The following is a 21,780-nucleotide window of genomic DNA, read 5'->3' as shown; positions in this document are numbered from 1 at the left end:
CGTGAGGCTCACCATGCAACTTTCTTCGCAGTACAAGCCCTCCGCCCTCCGCGGTGGCCACACCCTCGTGCCTGTCGCTCTTCTGATGGCCGCCGTCAATCTCGCAGGATGTGGCTCCGGCTCGACGACCCATACCACAACAGGAAGCTCCACCACGACAAGCAGCTCGCTGACCGCGACGACGACGACCCTCTCTACCTCCGCCACTACAGCCACGGTGGGCACCAGCATCGCACTCACAGCGACTGTTTCGCCTTCTGCCGCAACCGGCACCGTGTATTTCTACGACGGTTCGACCCTGGTCGGAAGTGGCACGCTTTCCTCGGGTACCGCGACTGACACCACGACAGGCCTCGCAACCGGCACACACACCCTCACGGCGACCTACAGCGGGTCTACCACCTACGCGACCAGCACCTCGAGTTCGGTAACGATCACAATCACCGCCGTGACCAGCACAAGTTCCTCGAGTTGTGGACTAGGTACCGCGGCCTATGTGCTCAGCTCCGGTACTGCATCCCTGGCATCCCAGACCTACTCCGCCAGCAGCGCAGATGAGTCCGCAGTCTGTGTTGAGAACTACGGCACGACGCTTACCCTCACCAACCCCACGCTCTCAAGCACCGGAGACACCTCGTCGACGGACAACTCCAGTTTCTATGGACTGAATGCGGTCCTCCTGGCGTACGGAAGTTCGGCTTCGACGAATAGTGGCGGCACGGTCACTGTGAGCGGAGGCACCATCACGTCCTCCGGCTCCGGAGCCAATGGCGTCTTCGCCTCGGGTAAGGGCTCCACCGTGAACATAAGCGGAACCACCATCAACGTTAGCGGAGGCAATGCGCATGGCCTGGACGCTGCGGAGGCTGGCACCCTTAACATCACGAACGTGACGGCATCGTCGTCGGGGTCCTCCGGTTCGATCATTGCGACCGACCGTGGCGGTGGATATGTGACCGTATCCGGAGGAACGTACACCACCTCCGGAATGCGCTCGGCGGGGATCTACACTACCGGCGAGGTGACCTGCTCAAACGCAGCGACGTTCAACATCGCCAACGCGGAAGCCATCGTCGTCGAGGGAGCCAATTCCCTCAGTTCGAGCGGCTGCGTTTACACCTCGGCCGCCAATTCCAGCGACGATCGTGACATCTTCCTCTACAATTCGGCCTCCGGCGACGCCAGTGCTGGCACAGCATCACTCACCATGAGCGGCGACACGGTCACGACGACCTCAACCACCGCGCCGCTGTTTTACATCACAAACACTACCGCAACGATTTCGCTGACCAATGTCACCTTCAAGAACAGCTCTTCCACACTGCTGACAGCTCAAGCCAATTCCAGCTGGGGGACCACTGGATCCAACGGCGGCTCCGTCACGCTGACCGCATCCAGCCAGACTCTCTCTGGAGCCATCGTCGTGGACGATATCTCCACACTCTCGATATCCCTCACCAGTGCGAGCGTGCTTACCGGTGCGATCAATGCGGCGGACACAGGAGAATCCGTCGGGCTTACACTCGACTCCACCAGTTCGTGGCAGGTAGGCGGCACATCCTACCTGACCACGCTCTCCGACTCCAGCGGCATCTCGGGCGACACCATCACGAACATCTACGGAAACGGCTACACGGTCTACTACCTCTCGGCATCCAACACCGCTCTCGGAGGCAAGACCTATACGCTGGCTGGCACCGCAGGTGGCTACCTGAAGCCGCTATGAGCGCCACCCGAATCGGCGCAAACTCATGCAACCGGTGGGGCTGGATGAAGTGGCCCCGCGGGTATACTCACACTCCATGAACCTTACTCGGCGGCGCGGCATCACGGCTTTCTTCATCGTGATGGGCTCGTGCCTCATCGGGTTACTGGCGGTGCTCAATATCTACTTTGTCCACCTCAGCGGCCGCCGGCTGGCGCTGGACGTCTTTGGCTTCATCGTCTTTGCAATTCTCATGGCCGGAGTCGTCCTTAACACGGTCTTCCTCGTCCGCGAGATCCGTCGCAACGAGCGGCAGGACTCGTTCCTGAACTCAGTCACCCACGAGTTGAAGACCCCCATTGCTTCGATCCGCCTCTACCTGGAGACGCTGGAGCGCCGTCCCCTCGACGAGGCCCAGCGGCAGAGGTTCTACACCATCATGCGGGCCGATACCGACCGCCTGCTCGCCACCGTGGAGAGCGTCCTCAAGGCCGGAACCCTCGGCAATCGGCAGCGCTCTTCGCATACCCGCGTCGAGCTCTATCCGCTGGTGGCAGAGTGCGTCCAGGTCGTCCTGCGGCGCCATCGCCTCCCCGCCGAGGCCATCCTGCTCGACGAGGTACCAGGCGGGGTAAAGCTCTATGTCCTTGGGAACCCCGAGGATCTGCGCACCGCCGTCCTGAACCTTCTCGATAACGCTGTGAAGTACTCTCCCGAAGGCATCCATGTTCGCTGCCACCTGGCGATCGAGCAATATACGTCGGCCGTGCTGTCGATCTCTGACACCGGCCTCGGCATCGAGCCCGGCGAGCTCAAGCGCGTCTTCAAGCGCTTCTACCGCGCCAGCAGCAACGACCAGGTGCAGATCAAGGGCACTGGCCTCGGACTGTTCCTCGTCTACACGATCGCCAAGCAGCACGGCGGCAGTGTGCGTGCGGTATCGGACGGCAAGGGAAAGGGCACAACGATGTTCCTGTCGCTGCCACTCGATAACCAGCGCTAACCACAGCCGGGGAAATGCACCACTACCGCACGCATCAACGTGCGGCCGCGATATACCTGTAAGGGCATGCGCATCGGCGTCGTCACCGCGTACTACCCCTCGCCGGCCCAGCCATGGAACGGACGATCATCCCACGAGACCCTTCGCGAACTCGCCACCATGGCTGAGGTTCAGGTCTTCGTTCCCCTGCCGCAGTATCCGCGCCTGATCCGCCGTTTCGTCCCGCCGGCCTACGGCACCGACGGCGACTTCGTCCTGTCCGGCCCCCCAGTCACATATCGCCAGTTTCCGGTCCTGCCCGTCGTTTCCCGCTCTGTCAACGGGAGCTCGATTGCCTGGGCACTGGAGAAGGACGTTCGAGCCTTTCGACCGGATATCCTCCTCAGCTACGTCATCTATCCCTCGGGCTTCGCTGCGCTGAAGGTGGCCGCCAAGCTGGGAGTGCCGGTCGTCCAAACCGCCATCGGCTCGGATCTCAACCGGATCCCCGGCGGGCTCATCCGTTCCCGCACGTTGAAGGTCCTCACAGCCTCGCAGACCATCACAACGGTAAGCCACGACCTCGCAAAGACGGCAGTCTCTCTCGGAGCCGATGCCAGCCACACTATAGCGATCCTGAACGGCTGCGACACCACCGTCTTCCATCCCGGAGATCGGGCTGCGGCCCGTCAGCAAGTCGGAATCGCACCCGACACAGAGATGGTGCTCTATATCGGGCGTTACGACCTTCGCAAGGGACTGATCGAGTTGATCGACGCGGTCGCAAGCCTCCGCAACAAGCGTCCCCGGCTCCGGACCTACCTGCTGGGCGGCGGCCCCGATGAGGGTGCCCTCCGCGAGCGTATCGCCCACCACCACGCCGGAGATTCGATCCTCCTGGTTCCTCCTGTGCGCGCAGACCTCGTCTCCGGCTGGACTGCAGCTTCAGACATCGTCACGCTGCCCAGCTACATGGAGGGCTGCCCCAACGTCGTCATCGAGGGGTTGGCCTCGGGCCGACCGGTGGTTGCCACCAATGTGGGCGGAATCCCGGAACTCGTCGACGACAGCTGTGGGCGCCTCGTTCCACCCCGCAATGCGGAAGCGCTTGCTCAGGTTCTCGACGAGACCCTGAGCCGCAACTGGAATGCGGACGCGATCGCCTCGGTCCACTCTCGAAGCTGGCGGGACGTCGCCAAGGACCTCTACGGTGTGCTGGAGGAGACACTCCAGCGCCACCATGAAGGGGCGTCAGCCGCATCCCATGGGAGCGTATGCTGACTCGAGCGCCCGAGGAGGGCCCGATGACCACCCAGACCCAGGCCGAAGCTCCGTTGATCGCGGTGATCGAAGACGAGGACCACCTTGCGCAGGCGCTCATCTTCAACCTCGAGGCCGAGGGCTACCGTACGCACCATGAAGCCGAAGGCGATGCTGCGCTGAAGTGGCTCACCACCACGCCCGAGGCCCCCGCCGCCGTTCTCCTCGACGTGATGCTGCCCAAGCGGGACGGCTTTTCCATCGTGCGGTCGCTGCGCGAGGCGGGGCGGTACCTCCCGGTGATGCTGCTCACCGCGCGCGGCCGCAGCGAAGATATCGTGCAGGGCTTCGCCGCAGGCGCCGACGACTACCTCCCCAAGCCATTTGAGCTCAACGTGTTACTGGCCCGGCTCAGCGCCTTGCTGCGTCGGATGCACTGGCAGACCCCGGCGACAACCGGCTCCAATCCCGCCGCCGAAGCCGATTCGCCTTCCCTGGCTTTGGGCGACCGCGTCATCGATCTCGCCGAGCTTCAGGTTCGATCTCCCACGGAGACCATTCACCTGACGCTGATGGAGGCCGATCTGCTCCGTTACCTGCTCGATCGGCCGAATAAGATCATCTCCCGCAAGGAGTTGCTGGAAAACGTGTGGCGGGTGCGCGAGGACACCGATACCCGCGCCATCGACAACTTCATTGTGCGATTACGCCGCTACCTGGAACCGGATCCGGCGAACCCCGTTCATCTCCTGACGGTTCGCGGCGTCGGGTATCGTTTTGTCGTATAGCGACTCTACCTGCGCCTGCATCTGGTCGTGTCGATCCCGTGCCGTTAGCATCTACTAGGTATGGCGACGGTGAATCTCCAGATCGAAAACATGCACTGCGGAAGCTGCGTTCGCCGCGTGACCCAGGTGTTGAACGCCCTTCCCGGCACCCATGCCGAAGAGGTTCGGATCGGCGGAGCCCGTGTAGCGACCGATGGCCAGGTGGCAGAGGTCGAGGCGGCACTCTCCGCTGCGGGCTTCCCGGCGCATGCCCAGGCATGACATCCTCCCCCCTTATCTCTCCGCCAGACCCCAGTCCCGCCCACCTGGAACCTCAGGACCTTCACGTCCAGGGCATGACCTGCGCCGCCTGCCAGTCCCACGTGCAACGGGCTCTGGCTGCCGTTCCCGGAGTCCGGGCAGCGAACGTCAACCTGCTGGCCCACACGGCCCGGGTTGAGTTGAATCAGCCCATCGCGACGGAGCAGCTCATCGCCGCGGTGAGATCCGCTGGCTACGATGCCTCCATCGCGCCGCCGATGGAGATGGAGGTGGAGGCGAAGCATCTGGGCCTCCGTGCCACCCTGGCTCTGATCGCGGGCGCCCTTGCGATGCTCCTCTCCATGCCGTTGATGACCATGGCAGGCGCCACAACCGATCCCCTGCTCGGTTTCGCGGCACGCCATCTCGACCCCCTGATGCCGGTCTGGCTGATGCAGCTTCCTGCCCAGCCATTGCGCTGGCTGCTGGCCCTCATGGCCCTTGGGACGATGATCTTCGGTGCTCCTGAGATCTACGCCGCCGCGTGGCGCGCAGCGAAGCACGGCGCGACCAACATGAACACCCTCGTCGCGATTGGCACGATCGCAGCCTCCGTCGCGTCCCTGGCGTCCACCATTGCTCCGCAGATGATGGCCCAGCGCGGCCTGGGTGCCGAGGTGTACTTCGAGGCAGTCATCCTGATCCTGGCATTCCTCCTTGCGGGCCGCTGGCTCGAATCCCGCGCCCGGGCCCGGGCCACCAGCGCACTGGAAGGTTTCGGAAGACTTGAAGCCAAGGATGTCCGGCTGTTGATGCCGCCCGCTGGGGTCGTCGACTACAACACGTTGCCGGAAACGATTCTCCCGCTTGATGCCATTGAAACCGGCGATCTGCTGCGGGTACTTCCCGGCGATCGCATCCCCGTCGATGGCGAGATCGTGCATGGGCGTAGTTCCATCGATGCGTCTATGCTGACGGGTGAACCTCTGCCTGTCAGCCGTGGGATTGGCGCACGCGCCAGTGCGGGAACACTGAACCTCGACGGCGTGCTTGTCCTCCGTGCAACCGCTGTCGGCGCCGCGTCAACGCTGGCTCAGATGAGACGGCTGCTGGCCCAGGCGCAGAACAGCCGCGCTCCGATGGAGCGCCTTGCCGACCGCGTGAGCGCAATCTTTGTGCCCACGGTGCTGGCGCTTTCGGCCGTGACGTTCGCGGTCTGGGCCGTCGCCCTCAACACGCACGGCGCACACGAGGGCTTCGCCCGTCCGTTTGCGATTGCCGTGGCGGTGCTCATCATCGCCTGCCCGTGCGCCATGGGACTCGCGGTACCTGCTGCGATTACGGTTGCCATTGGCAGGGCAGCACAACTCGGTTTGCTGATCAAAGGTGGTGAGGCGCTGGAACGACTCGCTACGGTCGACATGCTGGCCTTCGACAAGACAGGTACCCTGACGGAAGGCGAACCCACCATCGCCTCGCTGGTTGTGACGCCAGACGCACTGTACCCGCGCAAAACCCTGATCGCGTGGGCCGCTGCGGCCGAGCGTCTTTCGACACATCCACTGGCCGTTGCTGTAGTGCACTTTGCCGCCGCTTCGGAAGAGGCGAAGGAGTTGGCATCGATCCAGGACCTCCGTGTCCTTCCTGGAATTGGCCTCGAAGCGGTGGTTGAAGGTCATCGGCTTGCTCTCGGCAATGCGTCGGTCCTCTCGAAGACGACTGCCCCTTCGGCCCCTCTCGGGCTCGAGTACGCAACACCGCTCTATCTCGTCATCGATGACCAGCTGCAGGCCGCCTTCTACGCCGTCGATACCCTTCGGCCCCAGGCGGCGGAAGCTGTCACCGACCTGAAGGCGCTTGGTGTCACACCTCTCATCCTCACCGGTGATGTAGCGGCGTCGGCGGCACCGATCGCTCGCGAGGCAGGCATCACCGAGATCCGTGCGGGCCTTCTTCCGGCAGACAAGCTCGCCGCGATCCGCACCTTGCAGCAAGCGGGCCGGAAGGTCGCGATGGCCGGGGATGGGATCAACGATGCTGCCGCTCTGGCGCAGTCGGACGCAGGCCTCGCTATGGCCAGCGGAAGCGATCTGGCCCGCGATGCCGGCGATGCCATCCTGCTGCACCCGGACCTGCGGCTGCTACCAGCATCGATCCGATTGGCACGCCGCGCAACAGCGATCATGCGCCAGAACCTCGGCTGGGCGCTGGCCTACAACGCCATCGGTTTACCCATCGCGGCCGGTGTGCTCTATCCGCACTTCCATGTGCTGCTGAGCCCCGTGCTCGCCAGTGCCGCGATGGCGCTGAGCTCCGTGAGCGTGCTCGCCAATTCCCTGCGCCTACGCCGCGCCTGAGAACGCACCGATCGCCCTAACGTACTCTGGAAGTCGAACCGACTGCCGACCATGTACATTCCGAAGTTCAACGCCGAACATAACATCCCGGAGATGCACGCGCTCCTGCGAGCGCATCCTCTCGCTACGCTTGTCACGATGCACCCTTCGGGGCTCTTTGCCTCCCACATTCCGATGGTCATCCATTCCGAGGAGTCGGAGAACGGCGTTCTGCGGGGACATCTCGCTCGCGCCAATGCGCAGTGGGAGGACTTCGACGCGTCAGTCGAAGCGCTTGCGATCTTCACGGGTCACGACCACTACATCTCGCCTTCCTGGTATCCCTCGAAGGCCGAGAACCACCGCAGCGTGCCCACCTGGAACTACAGCGTGGTTCATGCCTATGGCACTCTGCGGGTCATCGAAGACGCATCCTGGCTTCGCGCGCACCTGGCCGCCCTCACGCATCAACATGAGCAGCAGTTCGCTGCGCCTTGGACGTTGGAAGACGCTGCTCCGGATTACATCGATGCCCTGATTCGCGGCATCGTCGGGCTGGAGATCACCATTACCCGGCTCGAAGGCAAGCGAAAGCTCAGCCAGAATCGCGACGAACGCGATCGCAACGGCGTCATCGCTGGGCTCGACGCCATGGCGACACCCGAAAGTCATGCGATAAGTGAAGAGATGCGCAAGGCTTAGCGCACACGGCCGCTCGAGCCTTTACACTGGAATGACCGCGCTTCGCGGGCCATTTTCGTGCGCATCTTCACCCGTTATATTCTCCGCGAAGTCATCGCCTACTCCCTCCTCGGGGGCGTGCTCTTCACGTTCATCCTGTTCATGCGCTACCTGCTGCCGCTCATGGAGCTGGCGGTGCGTGGCATCGCGACGCCTGCCGACATCGTGCGGCTCATCGGCTATCTGCTTCCCGGCTTCCTGACGCTGACGATTCCGATGGCCGTGCTGGTGGGTATCCTGCTGGGCCTCAGCAGGCTCGCCGCCGACAGCGAAATCACCGCGATGCGCGCGTCGGGCCTTGGCATCATGGGCTTCCTGCGGATTGTCAGCATCTTCTCCGTCACCTGCTGGGCAGGAGGGCTGTTCAACTCGCTGTACGTCGCTCCCCGCGCCGCCCAGGCGCTGCTGGATTACGAGGAGCTCAGCAAGACGTCGCAGGCCACGGTGCAGGTCGAGCCCCGCGTCTTCTATGCGGATCTGAAGAACTTCGTTCTCTACGTCCAGGACACGTTGCCCGGCATGGACGGCTCGGCGATCTGGCGCAACGTCTTCCTTGCCGATCTCTCCAAGCCTGACAATCCGCACATCATCACGTCCCGCGAGGCCATGGTCACGAGCGATGGCCCGCATGCGCTTCGCCTCGAGCTCAACAACGGAAGTCGTCACGACATCGCCGTGAACAATCCCGCCGAGTACGACATCTCGACCTTTCTCGATACCGAGATGCCGGTGCAGACCGGGCAGCAGGAAGATTCACACATCAGCCGCCTTGATACACCGATCCAGGCGCTGACAATGCGCGAGCTGATCGACCACATCAAGGCGCGGGATCGTGACACACGCCTCTACACCATTGAGCTTCATCGCCGGTTCGCGTTTCCTACCGCCTGCCTCGTACTGATGCTGGTGGGAGTGCCGCTGGGCATGAGTTCCCGCCGCGGTGGCAAGGGTGCAGGCTTCGTCGTCACGCTCGGACTTGTCTTCGCGTACTACTTTGTCTGGATCATCGGTCTCGGCCTCGCCCGGCAGAACAAGATTCCCGCGGTGCTGGGCATCTGGGGGGCCAACATCGTCTTTGCCGCGGCTGGCCTTCTGCTGATCCAGCAGATGTCCTCGGGCGGCGCCGCACTGGACTTCGCCGCGAGGACCGGCACCCGCTTCGCGCAGTTCTTTGAACGGATCGCACGCCGTCGGCGCGAGCCCGCCCACAACGGTCATATCGGCGGCTTCAACATGCGCTGGCTGCGACAGGCACTGCGGATCAACTTTCCGTTGATCCTCGACGAGTATGTGATGGGCAGCTTCCTGCGCAACTTCGTGCTCGTGTTGACGACGTTCACAGTGCTCTTCCAGATCTTCACCTTCTTCGAACTGATCGGGGACATCGTCAAGTACAAGACGCCGCTGGTGACCGTGGGCGCCTATCTCTTCAACCTGATCCCATTCATCCTCTACAACGTCACGCCGTTGTGCTCGCTGATTGCGGTGCTCATCACCTTCGGTTCGCTCTCCCGCTCCAGCGAGCTCACGGCGATGAAGGCCACGGGCATGAGTCTCTACCGCATCATTGCGCCAGTGCTGCTCCTCACGGCGATCATTGCCGCGGCCCTCTTTGCCTTCGATGAGGGCATTCTGCCTTCGGCAAATCGTCGCCAGGAGGCTCTCCTCTCCACCATCAAGAGCCGTCCCGCGCAGACCTTTCTACGCTCGGGGCGCCAATGGATGAGCGGTCAAGCGGGCGATCAGGCGGAGCCGACTCGAATTTTTTATTACCAGTACTTCAATCCTGACAAGGACGCCTTCGCGAACCTCACCGTCTTCGAGTTTCAACCTGGCAGCTTCGCGCTGACCCGTCGAATCTTCGCCGAGGGAGCTCATTGGAACGACCGGGCGAACCGCTGGGACTTCGAGAACGGATGGGAGCGCACCTTCAACGGCGAGGCGGTCGCAGGCTATAAGCCGTTCACGCTCTCCACCTTTCCTGAGATTCACGAGCAGCCGTCGTACTTCAAGAAAGAAGTGCGCCAGTCGCAGGAGATGAACTACTCCGAGCTGTCGAGCTACATTAGCGACCTGCGCCAGAGCGGGTTCGACACCGTGCGTCTGCGCGTCCAGCTGAATCGCAAGATCGCTTACCCGCTGGTGACGCTGATTCTGGCGCTTGTGGCGGTACCGCTGTCGCTCACGGCAGGAAAGCGCGGCTCCGTGGCCGGTATGGGCGCCGCCGTCGGTGTGGCCATCGCCTTCTGGGTGGTCGCCGCAATCTTCGAGAACCTCGGAGACGTGAACTCCCTTCCTGCCGTCCTCGCTGCGTGGTCTCCCGATGTCCTCTTTGCCATCGCCGGAAGCTACCTTCTTCTGCGCACGCCCACCTAGTCGGCCGTTCTACACTGTTAGCGGATATGAAGACTTTCACCCTGCTGGCAATGACCACGGCCGCGCTTTCCGTCGCGGCGCAGACCTCGAGCACCCCACACACGACATCGGCCCACCACACAGCTCCTACCCATGCAGCCGCTCCTGTGGGAGGCTGCGTAACACCTCCGGTCGTGTCGTCGAAGATTCCCGCGCCCCCGGCCTCGGCCTCCTGCACCAAGGTGCTTTACACCGTCACGCGGACGCCCGAGACCTACTTTGACTACGTCTCGCCGGTCGTAAGCCCCGAGCTGCGCGAGTCCCTGCCGGCTCCGAAGGAGACCTTCTCGATGCTCTACACCGAGATCACTCCGGGCACGGGTGCTTTGGTGCAGCGTGGCGAGTTCCTTTCGGTGAAGTACACCGGCTGGCTTACGGACGGCACGAAGTTCGACAGCTCCTACGACCACCCGGATGGCGAACCCTTCCCGCTGCAGTACGGCCAGGCCCGCGTGATTCCGGCCTGGAATATTGGCTTCGAGGGCATGCGGGTTGGCGGAAAGCGTCGTCTGTATATTCCCTTCCAGCTGGCGTACGGCGAGGCCGGCCGTCTTCCCACCATCCCCAAGCGCGCCATGCTGATCTTTGACCTCGAAGTGGCCGCGCAGAGCGACAAGGCTCCAGAGCCCAAGCGCGAGCCGGAACCAAAGCCCGTGACACCCCCGCCCGCTGATACCCCCAAGGCGTCGACGCCGCCTGCGGCCGGCGCTACTCCCAGGCAGTAGTCGCGAGCTCGTTGCTGCTGCGCTCCGGGCAGCCCCGGAGCGCGGCAGCACGCGACATCAGACGATCGCAGCACACAGCATCCAAGGAAGTTCAAGAGATGTTTTCCCGCCTCAGTCCGCTCTTTCCGTATCTCCGTCGTTACTGGAAGAGCTATGTCCTGGGTGGACTTGCGCTGCTGATCTACAACTCGTCCAAGGTCATCATCCCGCTGCTGATCGGGGGCGCCGTCCAGGACATCCAGGGTGGCTTGTCGGTCTCGAAGGTTGAATACCACGCGGCCCGCATCGTCGGCGTGGCCATCGTCTCGGGTACGTTCCTCTATCTCATGCGCCAGATCCTCATCGGAGCTTCGCGCGAGATCGAGTTCGATATCCGCAACGACATGTTCGAGCACCTCGCGAAGCAGCCGCCGAGCTTCTTCCAGCGGCATCGCACCGGCGACATCATGGCGCGGTCGACCAACGACCTGAACGCCGTCCGCCAGCTGCTCGGACCGGCGATCATGTACTCGGCCAACACCGTCATCTTCACCGCGGCGGCGTTGCCGTTCATGTTGCGCATCTCTCCGCGCCTCACGATGTACGCCTTTGTTCCACTGCCCATCGCTTCCGTGCTGGTGCAGTACTTCGGAGCCCGGATTCACAAGCGCTTCGAGCGCATCCAGGCCAGCTTCTCCGATATCTCGGCGCAGGCGGAAGAGAACTTCTCTGGCGCCAGGCTCATTCGTGCCTTCTCGCAGGAAGAGGCCGAGATTAAGGGCTTCGAAACTGCCAATCTCGAGTACATCAGCCGGTCTCTGATGCTCGCACGCCTGATGGCTATGCTGTGGCCTACGCTGGAGTTCGTGCTCGGCCTTTCGCTGATGATCACGCTGCTCGCCGGTGGCCGCGAGGTTCTGCTGCACCACATCACCGTGCCACAGTTCGCCAGCTACAACGTCTTCATGGTGCAGCTGACCTGGCCCATGATCGCGGTGGGATACGTGGTGAACCTTGTCCAGCGCGGTGCGGCCTCGGTCACTCGTATCCACGAGATCCTGATCGAAAAGCCCGAGATCGACGACAAGGACGCCAAACCGGAGCTCGCCAATGCGACGATCCAAGGGGAGATTACCTTCAATCACCTGGATTTTGCGTATCCCACCGGTCCCGAGGTGCTGCACGACATCACGCTGACGATTCCCGCAGGCTCGAGCCTCGCCATCACCGGCCCCACGGGCAGCGGCAAGACGACGCTGGTCTCTCTCATTCCGCGCCTCAGTGAAGCAGCCCCGGGCATGGTGCGGATCGATGGCAGGCCGATTCGGGAGTACCCCCTCGAGGTCCTTCGCCACGCCATCGGCTTTGTGCCGCAGGAGACGTTCCTGTTCTCCGAGACCGTGCGCGAGAACGTGGCCTTTGGCGTCGAAGGCGCCAGCGAGGAGTCCATCCTTGCTGCAACACAGGCCGCGCACATCGGTACGGAGATTCTCGAATTCCCCAAGGGATTCGACACTGTCGTCGGCGAGCGTGGCATGACACTCTCCGGCGGACAGAAGCAGCGCACCGCGATCGCACGCGCCCTGCTCCGGGAGCCACGAATCCTGATCCTCGACGACGCGCTCGCTTCGGTCGACACCTACACCGAGGAGCAGATTCTCAACGCGCTTCGCGACAAGATGCGTGGGCGCACCGCGATCCTCATCGCCCACCGGGTCTCGACAGCCCGCAGCGCCGACCGCATTGCGGTAGTCATCGACGGTCGCATCGCCGAGCTGGGAACCCACGATGAGCTGCTCGATCGCGGTGGCTACTATGCCGACCTCTTTGAGAAGCAGTCGCTTGAGGAAGAGATCGTGAATACATAAAGAGTGAGCAGAGGTCGGTGAGTAGAGGTCAGTAAGCCGACTTCTGAGACGCACCGCCTTTCTCTACTCACTAACCTCTGCTCACTTCCCCACGCCCAGCACCTTCACAATCACCCGCTTCGACCGCTGGCCGTCGAACTCTGCATAGAACACCCGCTGCCACGTACCGAGATCAAGCCTCCCCTTCGTCACCGGTAGCGTCGTCTCGTGATGTAACAGCAAAGCCTTCAGGTGCGCATCCGCGTTGTCCTCACCCGTCTGGTGGTGCTTGTACCCCGGAAATCTGGGGGCGAGTTTCTCCAGCCAGACCGAGATGTCCTCGATGAGCCCGTCCTGGAAGTCATTCACGTAGATGGCCGCCGTGATGTGCATCGGCGAGACGAAGCACAGACCATCATCCACGCCCGACCGCCGAACGATCGCCTCGACCTCCGACGTAATATGTACCATCTCGTATCGCGCTGATGTCTTGAAGGTCAGATATTCGGTATAAGACTTCATCACTGTTTTCACCTCGCGGACGATATTGGACATACGGCGTACGTCCTTGATCCTGCAGTCACACTGCCGCTTCGCGCACTCATCGATCGGAGCCGTTCTGAGCGTCAGCGTTATTATCGCCGCCTACAACGCCGAAGCGTTTCTCGCAGCCGCGATTCAGAGCTGTCTGTCGCAGACGCATCCGCCTTTGGAGATCATCGTCGTCGATGACGGCTCGACCGATGGCACCTCACGAATTGCTGTCTCGTATGGCTCGCAGGTCCGGCTGATCCGCTTACCGAAGAATGTAGGAGTGGCAAGCAGTCGCAACATCGGGATCGCAGCGGCGAAGGGCGATTGGATCTCCTTTCTCGATGCCGACGACTGGTATCTTCCTCGCAAGCTTGAACTTCAACTGGCAGCAGCGAAGACCGAGCCTTCACTCGCGATGATCTATGGCGACTTCATCGAACGAACGATCGATGGGACCGACCTCAACGTCACGGCATGCGAGCCAAATCGTCTTCGCGAATTCATTCAGTACCGCTGCGCTATCACCATCTGCACCGTGCTTGTACGGCGCGAAACCATACTGCTTCTGGGCGGGTTCGATCCTGCGCTTAAGGTAATCGAGGATTGGGACTTGTGGCTTCGGGTCCTTCACCGTCTGCAGCCGCAGGAGATCGGTTGCGTCCACGAGCCTTTGGCTGTCTATCGCCGCACGGAGGGGAGCCTGACTTCGAAGACTCGAGACATGCTCAACAGCCGGCTACTGATTGCGAACCGTGTCGAGGCAGCAGACCAGGGGTCTTTCAAGGAACGCCTTCTCCGCAGGCGCGTCAGGTCCTTCATCTACTATGACGCCGCGATTGCTCTCCGCCACGATGCAGCCCCTGACTACCTGGAGACGATGCTCCGCAGCCTCCGGGAATGGCCGCTTCCCTGCCTCGTGATGGGGCGGGTTCGATACAAGATCGCGCTGGTGATGCTGCTGCAACGCTACTTCGGCTGGAAGCTCGAGCCCCACCGAACGCAGGCCTCTCGACGGTCGTAGCCCCGCTAACCGATCTCGCAGTTTCACATCGGTTTCCGGTATGATGGAGAAGTTCCACGTGAGGGCATTCCAGCCCGCAGCGCGGGCGGTTAGCTCAGCTGGTTAGAGCGCCTGCCTTACAAGCAGGATGTCGGGGGTTCGAATCCCTCACTGCCCACCAAAAACCGAGAAACACTAGCCACCGCTGAGGTGGCTTTGCTTTTGCGCCAGGCTCATTGCACCGATTCGACGGCACGATTGCCCCGAGATGTGACACGCAGCGCGTCCGGCATCTGAGCGTTCTACACCGGTCGGAGCGGAATGTGCGGTTCAGCAGGCAGTTCCGCCTGAATCCTGTCCGCGGGAAAGATCTGCCCGCCCGCGATCACCACGGCCATGACACCCGCACGGCGTGAACGCTTCCCTGCAGCATCCCTGGCACCCCAAAGGTGTGCCTGCAGCCCGTTCCGATAGCCGTCGATCTGAGAGCAAGGCGTTCGCAGACCGGTGACTTCAACGATGACCTCATCGCCAATGCGCAGGCGCGTGTGTGTCGGCAGCGTCAGGAGATCGATGCCACTGGTCAGGACGTTCTCGCCGATCTCTCCCGCGCCCACGTCGAAGCCAGCGCCCTGCAGTTCCTCCAGCATTTCGGCGGCGAACAGGTGCACCTGGCAAAGGTTTGGCTGCGTGGGATCACGCCGTTGCTGGTAAAGATGCTGGACTCTGACCCCGCGGTGCGCATCTCCTTCGACGCCCTCGCCTTCAATCAGGAGGATCGAGGCCTGCGTCTGTTTTGAGAATCCATGCGCCGCGGCCCGCGAGACGGCCACCACCTTTGCTGCAAGTTCCATGCGTTCCCCGATCAGTAGGGCTCCGCCCCATCTTCAACAGTACCCGCTCAAGCCGCAAACCCATCCGGTCCCGCCGGTGATGTGATGTTTTCCTTCGTGCCCCGTCTCGGCATCAGGAATTTCTCCCCATTGACCGCTCTTCGACGTACGCCGTCGTCAATTCCGTGGTGAATGCCGTAGCATGCATAGCAGTTTCTCGGTGCCGGGTGAAACTCGACGCAATGCTCATCTTGATATCAGCACAGCGTTCGATACATCTTTGCGTTGCATACGACAGATAGAGATCCACTCGCAGCGTCAGCCGCGAGAACAGAAAGGTAAGTCATCGATGGAAGGCGTAAGGATCCACCAGGAAGTTCCCGAGAGGCTCAAGCACGTGCTCACACGGGAGGCCTTGGAGTTTGCGGTCGGTCTGGAGCGAAGCTTCGGGCAGCGCCGTCGCGAGCTGCTGGCAAAGCGCGTGGAGCGGCAGCATCGGATTGATGCCGGTGAGATGCCTGACTTTCTTCCTGGGACGAAGCATGTGCGCGAGGCTGCGTGGACCGTCGCCCCCCTTCCCGCCGACCTTCTCGATCGCCGCGTAGAGATCACCGGGCCCGTGGATCGCAAGATGGTGATCAACGCCCTCAACTCCGGGGCCCGGGTCTTCATGGCCGACTTCGAGGACTCCACCACTCCGACGTGGCTCAACGTCCTTGAAGGCCAGGCAAACCTGCGTGACGCAACGCGACGCACCATCACCCACGATGACCCGGCGACCGGGAAGCACTACAAGCTTGGTACAACACCCGCGGTGCTGTTCGTGCGGCCGCGCGGCTGGCATCTGAAAGAAGCTCACGTCATCGTTGACGGCCGGCCGATGAGCGGCTCGATCTTCGACTTCGCGCTGTATGTCTTCCACAATGCGAAGGAGCTTCTGTCGCGCGGCTCCGGGCCGTACTTCTACCTGCCAAAGATGGAGAGCCACCTCGAAGCCAGGCTGTGGAATGACATCTTCGTTGCGGCACAATTGCAACTCGGCATCCCGTCCGGCTCGATCAAGGCGACGGTCCTCATTGAGACCATCCTCGCGAGCTTCGAGATGGACGAAATTCTCTACGAGCTGCGTGAGCACTCGGCGGGCCTGAACTGCGGTCGCTGGGACTACATCTTCAGCTTCATCAAGAAGCTTGCCTCCGACAAGAGCATCATCCTGCCCGACCGCGCACAGGTGACGATGAAGACCCACTTCATGCGCTCCTACTCGCGTCTCTGCATCAAGACCTGCCACAAACGCCAGGTCCACGCGATGGGCGGCATGAGCGCCCTGATCCCGATCAAGAGCGACCCCGAGGCCAACGAGCGCGCCATCGCAGGCGTGCAGGCCGACAAGGAGCGCGAGGCCGGCGACGGGCACGATGGCACATGGGTCGCGCATCCGGGCCTCGTGCCTGTCGCGATGGAGGTCTTCGACCGCCTGATGCCGACACCAAACCAGATCGACAAGCAGCTTCCGGACTACAACGCCACCGCCGCCGACCTGCTGCAGGTACCAGACGGCTCCATCACGGAAGCCGGACTGAAGCAGAACGTCGCCGTGTGCCTTGGGTACCTCGAAGCCTGGCTGCGCGGAATCGGGTGCGTGCCGCTCTTCAACCTGATGGAAGACGCGGCGACAGCGGAGATCAGCCGCGCCCAGCTCTGGCAGTGGATCCATCACGAGGCGCGCCTCGAGGATGATCGTCCCGTCACGCTCGAGCTCTGCAACAAGGTCATCGACGAGCAGCTGACCCAGGCCATGAACCGCGTCAGTGCAGATCGCTACCTCGCCTACGCCTCGGCGGTCGAGCTGATGAAACAGATGCTCGCATCCCCCACCTTCCCCGAGTTCCTTACCATCCCCGCGTACCAGCAGGTCATCGCGGAAGAAGCCCCCGCCGTCTAGACCTACCCGCCTTGAGTCCCATGAGTTCCGGAGGATTTCTTGCTCGCCAATCCGACGTTGAAGACCTGGGCTCAAGGCTATAACCCCACGGGACACATCTGGCTTTCAACCGCACTCGCCGCGATGCCGTTGGTGCTGCTGCTTGCCCTCATGCTGGCCGTTCGAATGAAGGCTCACCGCGCAGCGCTGATCACGCTGCTGATCGCAATCGCCACCGCGGTTGTGGGGTTTCACATGCCCGTGAAGCTCGCTCTGCTCTCCACGATGCTCGGTGGCATGTATGGCCTGTTTCCGATCTTCTGGATCATCCTTCCCGTCATCTTCCTGTACGAGCTGACGGTGCGCGCGGGACGCTTCGCCCTGCTGCAGCAATGTGTTGGTGGCATCACCGCGGATGGCCGCCTCCAACTGCTGCTCATTGCGTTTACCCTGGGCGCATTCTTTGAGGGGGCCTCCGGCTTCGGTACGCCTGTCGCCGTGTGTGGTGCACTTCTCCTCGGCCTCGGCTTCGAACCACTGCAGGCCGCGGCCTATGTTCTCCTAGCAAACACCGCGCCCGTGGCCTTCGGCGCTCTTGGGACTCCCGTCATTGGGCTGCATGGCGTTACGGGCATCGACACACTGCAGCTCACGCGCACGATCGCGCTCCTGCTGACGCCATTCTGCGTGATCGTGCCCTTCTGGCTCATCACATCCTTTGCAGGCTTCCGCTCCATGCTCGAGGTCTGGCCAGCTGTGCTCCTCGCCGGTGGGCTCTTCGGCGCGGTACAGCTTACGGTCGCGACCTTTCATGGACCGTGGCTGGTCAACATCGCAGCGTCGCTCATCACCCTGGTCGCGCTGGTGATCCTTTGTCGCCATTGGAAGCCGCGCACCATCCTTGGGCCGCGACTTCAGGTCCTCACTGACTCCGAGATCGCCTTGTGTACGCCGTCAGCCTCCGATGTCCGGCGCGCGCTGACGCCGTGGCTCATCCTCGCGCTCTTCGTCGCACCGTGGGGTACCCCGGCGTTCAGCCACTGGCTCGACTCCTTCTCCGCAATTACCGTGCCCATCCGCGGATTGCATCTCGTCGTGCTGCGCATGCCGCCCATCGTGCCGATGAGCCATGCCGAGCCCGCGACCTTCCTCTTCAACTGGCTGTCTGCGACTGGCACGGGCATTCTCATCGCAGCGATCGCCGCGGGGTTTACGATGGGCCTCGGCTTGCGCGACATGCTGGGAGCAGCACGCGAAACCATCATCAAGACGCGCTTCACCATGATCACGATCGCCGCATTAATGGGCCTCGCGTTCCTGACGCGCTACTGCGGTCTTGACGCTGTGCTTGGACTTGCCTTCGCCCGCACTGGCTCTCTCTACCCGTTCTTCGGGACGCTGATCGGTTGGTTGGGAACGGCATCCACAGGCTCCGACACCTCATCCAACGTGCTCTTCGGGAGCCTGCAGAAACTGACTGCCCAGCAGCTTGGACTCTCCGCAACGCTGATGGCCGCAGCCAACTCCGGTGGTGGCGTGATGGGCAAGATGATCGCGCCGCAGAGCGTGGTCGTCGCAAGCACAGCGACCGAGAGCTATGGCAAAGAAGGGTCGATCCTGCGCATGGTCATCCTACATAGCCTCGCCCTTGCGTGCCTTATGGGGTCGCTGGTGCTCGTCTCCGTTCACATTCCTTTCCTGGCGCGACTACTGTCGAGGTAGCCCCCGAGTTCCCTGCGCTACACTGAAAATTCGGCGCGGATCTCGCATCGGAAGCCACAAAACGAGGGTCACGCATGCACCACTTACGTCAGGCCCACGGGCGGCCCTCCCATGCCATCTAGCCCCTCACCGCAGCCTGAGCTTCGCCGTGGTATCTCGACGCTTTCGGCGTTGGGGATCAACGTGATTGGGATGGTGGGTGTGGGTCCGTTCGTCACGCTGCCGCTGATTGTTGTGGCGATGGGCGGACCGCAGGCGATGCTGGGCTGGCTGCTGGGCGCTGCGTTGTCGCTCTGCGATGGCATGGTGTGGGCCGAGCTTGGCACGGCCTACCCTGAGGCGGGTGGATCGTACGCGTATCTCAGCCACCTCTACGGCGAGAAGAAGTGGGGACGGCTGTTCTCGTTCCTCTATGCGTGGCAGCTGCTGTTCAGCTCTCCGCTCTCGATGGCCTCGGGCTGCATTGGGTTTGCGCAGTACATCTCATTTTTTGCTCCCTCGTCGGCGCATGCTCTGGTCTCGACGCAGCTGGCGGGCGTGCCCATCATCATCAGCGGGCAGACGTTGATTGCGATGGGCGCGGTGCTGACCGCGCTGGCGGTGCTCTATCGCAGCATCGTACAGATCGACAGGATCGTGCGCTGGCTGGGCATCGCCGTCGTGCTGACGCTGCTGTTCATCATCTTCGCGGGCTTCACGCACTTCCATCCACAGCTTGCCTTCGACTTTCCTGCGGGCGCCTTTCATCTCGACCAGGCCTTCTTCATGGGCCTCGGTGCAGGTCTGCTCGTTGCGGTCTATGACTACGGCGGCTACTACAGCGTGTGCTTTCTCGGTGGCGAGGTCCGCGAGCCGCAGAAGACGATTCCCCGCGCCGTGATTGGCTCGATCGTTATCTGCGCAACGCTCTATGTGCTGATGAACGTTAGCGTGCTCGGCGTCATTCCATGGCGCGAGATGCTGGGCGAGCGTGGACTGCACGAGCGCATGTTCGTCATGGCTGTCTTCATCGAGCGGCTCTATGGCCACACCGCTGCCAGCATCATGGTGCTGCTCATCGCGCTGGCGGCGCTCTGCTCCATCTTCGCGCTGCTGCTGAGCCAGTCGCGCATCCCGTTTGCGGCCGCGCGCGATGGCAACTTCCCGCGCTGGTTCGCAGCCGTGCATCCCAGGCACCGCATCCCGCAACATGCGCTGCTCGCGCTCGGCGGCATGACCCTGCTGTGCTGCATCTTCCGCCTGCAGGAGGTCATCAGCACGCTGATCGTGGTGCGCATCCTCTTCCAGTTCCTGCTCCAGGGCATCGCCGTGATGCTGCCCAAGCATCGCCAACAACGCAGGCTCCGCGGCTTCCGCATGCCGCTCTATCCGCTGCCTGCGCTGCTCGCCATCGCTGGATTCATCTTCATCCTCATCTCAAGACCCAACTTCCATCGCGAAGTCCGCGTCGCTGCACTCATCCTCGTCGCCGGCGCAAGCGTCTACCTCGTGAGGCAAAGACGCACCTCCGCCTCCTGACAGTCGGTCACACCTTCAGGAAGATCTTCCGGCGGTACATCCACTGGATCGGCACAAAGCAGATGGCCACGTAGAGGATCGCATAGGCCAGCGCAGCCACGTAGAGGTTGGGTACGACGATCGCAAGTGGATGGAACAGCCACTGTTGCAGCGTCTCGGTCGAGCCCGCGACGTGCACGCTGCTTAGGAACGCGGCGAGGAACTCCGAGAGCGTGTACGCCGCCAGCGAGTTCGTCCCAAAGACAAGCAGAGGGTACGCGATGCGGCGGCCCTTCCCTGAGACGTCCAGCCACCAGAGGCACAACGCCAGCGCCATCAGGCTGAGGCCTCCGTTCACCGCGACGAACGAACTCGTCCACAGACGCTTGTTCAACGGCAGCCAGAAGCTCCATACGACGCCTGTGCTCAGACACACCACCCCTGCGATGAGCAACGCCTTCGCCCGGGCCACGGGCGCCCCAGGCCGTAAGAGAGCCAGGCCCGTCAGTACGCCGAGCAGCGTCGACGCCAGCGCGGCTACGCTGCTCAGCAGGCCCTCCGGGTCATAGTAGCCGCGGTGATACAGGTGGTTCGCCGGCAGCAGATGGCGATCAACCCACGCCGGCCAATTTCCGTGAGGATCGAGCAGTGGCAGATCGACGCCCGGCGTCCCGAAGCCCGGCACCGGGACCCAGCGCAGCAGAATCCAGTAGCCCAGCAGGATGGACACGGTGAGGATCGCGATCGTGCGGGGTCGCAGCCAGAGGAAGATCACCGCTCCGCAGAAGGAGCAGATAGCAATGCGCTGCAAGACTCCGAAGATCCGGAGAGTGTGCAGGTCATAAAACGGAAAGCCGTTCAACGCCAGGCCGATGGCGAAGAGCACGAGAGCACGTCGGAAGGCTGTACGGGCGAGCAGGCCATTCGAAAGACCTCGCCTCTTCCTCCCGCTAAGCGACAGCACCAACGAGATGCCCATCATGAACAGGAAGCAGGGGAAGACCACGTCCGCGAAGGTGAGGCCGTTCCAGGGCGAGTGTAGCAGCAGGCGGTAGGTGTGGCTTCCGTCGCCGCTGGTGTTCACGAGAATCATCAGAGCAATCGTCAGCCCACGCAACGCGTCGAGCGACTGGAGCCGCGTCGAAGCTGGCACAGTTGTGAGCTGAGGTGAAGGCTGGATCAAAACTTTCGGCGTTGCCGCGATGTCATCCATTACAAGTCCTTGGCACACCTCCGGCGAAAGCCGACCGTA

The 21,780-nt window shown here is 62.5% G+C and carries 17 protein-coding genes and 1 tRNA gene; 15 read left to right on the top strand and 3 right to left on the bottom strand.

The features are described from left to right. Positions 1 to 13: 13 nt before the first annotated feature. From C4S68_RS13605 to C4S68_RS13560, 10 genes are all read left to right on the top strand, one after another. Positions 14 to 1,726 (top strand): beta strand repeat-containing protein, encoded by a 1,713-nt coding sequence (locus C4S68_RS13605; RefSeq protein WP_103933618.1) that lies wholly within the window; start codon positions 14 to 16, stop codon positions 1,724 to 1,726. 76 nt (positions 1,727 to 1,802) lie between these two features. After that, entirely contained in the window at positions 1,803 to 2,708 is a 906-nt protein-coding gene (locus C4S68_RS13600; protein WP_103933617.1) for a sensor histidine kinase, read from the top strand. 66 nt (positions 2,709 to 2,774) lie between these two features. Further along, positions 2,775 to 3,968, top strand: a complete 1,194-nt coding sequence (locus tag C4S68_RS13595) for a glycosyltransferase (protein ID WP_103933616.1) — start codon at positions 2,775 to 2,777, stop codon at positions 3,966 to 3,968. Positions 3,969 to 3,991: 23 nt separating this feature from the next. After that, entirely contained in the window at positions 3,992 to 4,735 is a 744-nt protein-coding gene (locus C4S68_RS13590) for a response regulator transcription factor (RefSeq protein ID WP_103933736.1), read from the top strand. A gap of 60 nt (positions 4,736 to 4,795) precedes the next feature. Beyond that, entirely contained in the window at positions 4,796 to 4,996 is a 201-nt protein-coding gene (locus tag C4S68_RS13585; RefSeq protein ID WP_103933615.1) for a heavy-metal-associated domain-containing protein, read from the top strand. Beyond that, positions 4,993 to 7,332, top strand: coding sequence for a heavy metal translocating P-type ATPase (locus C4S68_RS13580; RefSeq protein WP_103933614.1), 2,340 nt, complete (start codon positions 4,993 to 4,995; stop codon positions 7,330 to 7,332). Before C4S68_RS13585 ends, C4S68_RS13580 begins: the two co-directional genes overlap by 4 nt. Before the next feature lie 51 nt (positions 7,333 to 7,383). Beyond that, complete coding sequence (locus C4S68_RS13575; protein WP_103933613.1) at positions 7,384 to 8,013, top strand: FMN-binding negative transcriptional regulator; 630 nt, start codon at positions 7,384 to 7,386, stop codon at positions 8,011 to 8,013. 57 nt (positions 8,014 to 8,070) lie between these two features. Next, complete coding sequence (locus tag C4S68_RS13570) at positions 8,071 to 10,428, top strand: LptF/LptG family permease (protein WP_103933612.1); 2,358 nt, start codon at positions 8,071 to 8,073, stop codon at positions 10,426 to 10,428. Between the two features lie 26 nt (positions 10,429 to 10,454). Then, a complete protein-coding gene (locus tag C4S68_RS13565; protein ID WP_103933611.1) occupies positions 10,455 to 11,192 on the top strand; it encodes an FKBP-type peptidyl-prolyl cis-trans isomerase in 738 nt (245 codons plus the stop codon). A 98-nt stretch (positions 11,193 to 11,290) separates the two neighbouring features. Beyond that, a complete protein-coding gene (locus C4S68_RS13560; RefSeq protein WP_103933610.1) occupies positions 11,291 to 13,039 on the top strand; it encodes an ABC transporter ATP-binding protein in 1,749 nt (582 codons plus the stop codon). Between the two features lie 81 nt (positions 13,040 to 13,120). On the opposite strand, the gene C4S68_RS13555 is transcribed toward C4S68_RS13560, so the two are convergent. Then, positions 13,121 to 13,573: a secondary thiamine-phosphate synthase enzyme YjbQ gene (locus C4S68_RS13555; protein WP_235011588.1), complete on the bottom strand. Its 453-nt coding sequence runs from the start codon at positions 13,571 to 13,573 to the stop codon at positions 13,121 to 13,123. A gap of 13 nt (positions 13,574 to 13,586) precedes the next feature. Between C4S68_RS13555 and C4S68_RS13550 the strand changes: the two genes are divergently transcribed. Together C4S68_RS13550 and C4S68_RS13545 are read left to right on the top strand one after the other, a co-directional pair. Further along, a complete protein-coding gene (locus C4S68_RS13550) occupies positions 13,587 to 14,573 on the top strand; it encodes a glycosyltransferase (RefSeq protein ID WP_160115148.1) in 987 nt (328 codons plus the stop codon). Between the two features lie 83 nt (positions 14,574 to 14,656). Continuing rightward, positions 14,657 to 14,733 (top strand) — tRNA-Val (locus C4S68_RS13545). Positions 14,734 to 14,854: 121 nt separating this feature from the next. On the opposite strand, the gene C4S68_RS13540 is transcribed toward C4S68_RS13545, so the two are convergent. After that, positions 14,855 to 15,385 carry an MOSC domain-containing protein gene (locus C4S68_RS13540; protein ID WP_235011587.1) on the bottom strand — a complete coding sequence of 177 codons (531 nt, stop codon included), beginning with the start codon at positions 15,383 to 15,385 and terminating at the stop codon, positions 14,855 to 14,857. 349 nt (positions 15,386 to 15,734) lie between these two features. Between C4S68_RS13540 and aceB the strand changes: the two genes are divergently transcribed. The 3 genes from aceB to C4S68_RS13525 all read left to right on the top strand — a co-directional run bounded on the left by aceB (position 15,735) and on the right by C4S68_RS13525 (position 20,549). Next, complete coding sequence (aceB, locus tag C4S68_RS13535; protein WP_103933608.1) at positions 15,735 to 17,330, top strand: malate synthase A; 1,596 nt, start codon at positions 15,735 to 15,737, stop codon at positions 17,328 to 17,330. Between the two features lie 39 nt (positions 17,331 to 17,369). Then, positions 17,370 to 19,031 (top strand): L-lactate permease, encoded by a 1,662-nt coding sequence (locus C4S68_RS13530; protein ID WP_235011586.1) that lies wholly within the window; start codon positions 17,370 to 17,372, stop codon positions 19,029 to 19,031. Between the two features lie 111 nt (positions 19,032 to 19,142). Continuing rightward, on the top strand, positions 19,143 to 20,549 hold the full coding sequence (locus C4S68_RS13525) for an APC family permease (RefSeq protein WP_103933607.1): 1,407 nt from the start codon (positions 19,143 to 19,145) through the stop codon (positions 20,547 to 20,549). A 7-nt stretch (positions 20,550 to 20,556) separates the two neighbouring features. On the opposite strand, the gene C4S68_RS13520 is transcribed toward C4S68_RS13525, so the two are convergent. Beyond that, positions 20,557 to 21,741 carry an acyltransferase family protein gene (locus tag C4S68_RS13520; RefSeq protein WP_103933606.1) on the bottom strand — a complete coding sequence of 395 codons (1,185 nt, stop codon included), beginning with the start codon at positions 21,739 to 21,741 and terminating at the stop codon, positions 20,557 to 20,559. Between the last annotated feature and the right edge of the window lie 39 nt (positions 21,742 to 21,780).

It is taken from the genome of Bryocella elongata (assembly GCF_900108185.1).
Taxonomy (GTDB): Bacteria; Acidobacteriota; Terriglobia; order Terriglobales; family Acidobacteriaceae; genus Granulicella; species Granulicella elongata.
Note: the sequence above shows the minus strand (reverse complement) of the source record. Positions and strands in the feature narration are given on the sequence as shown.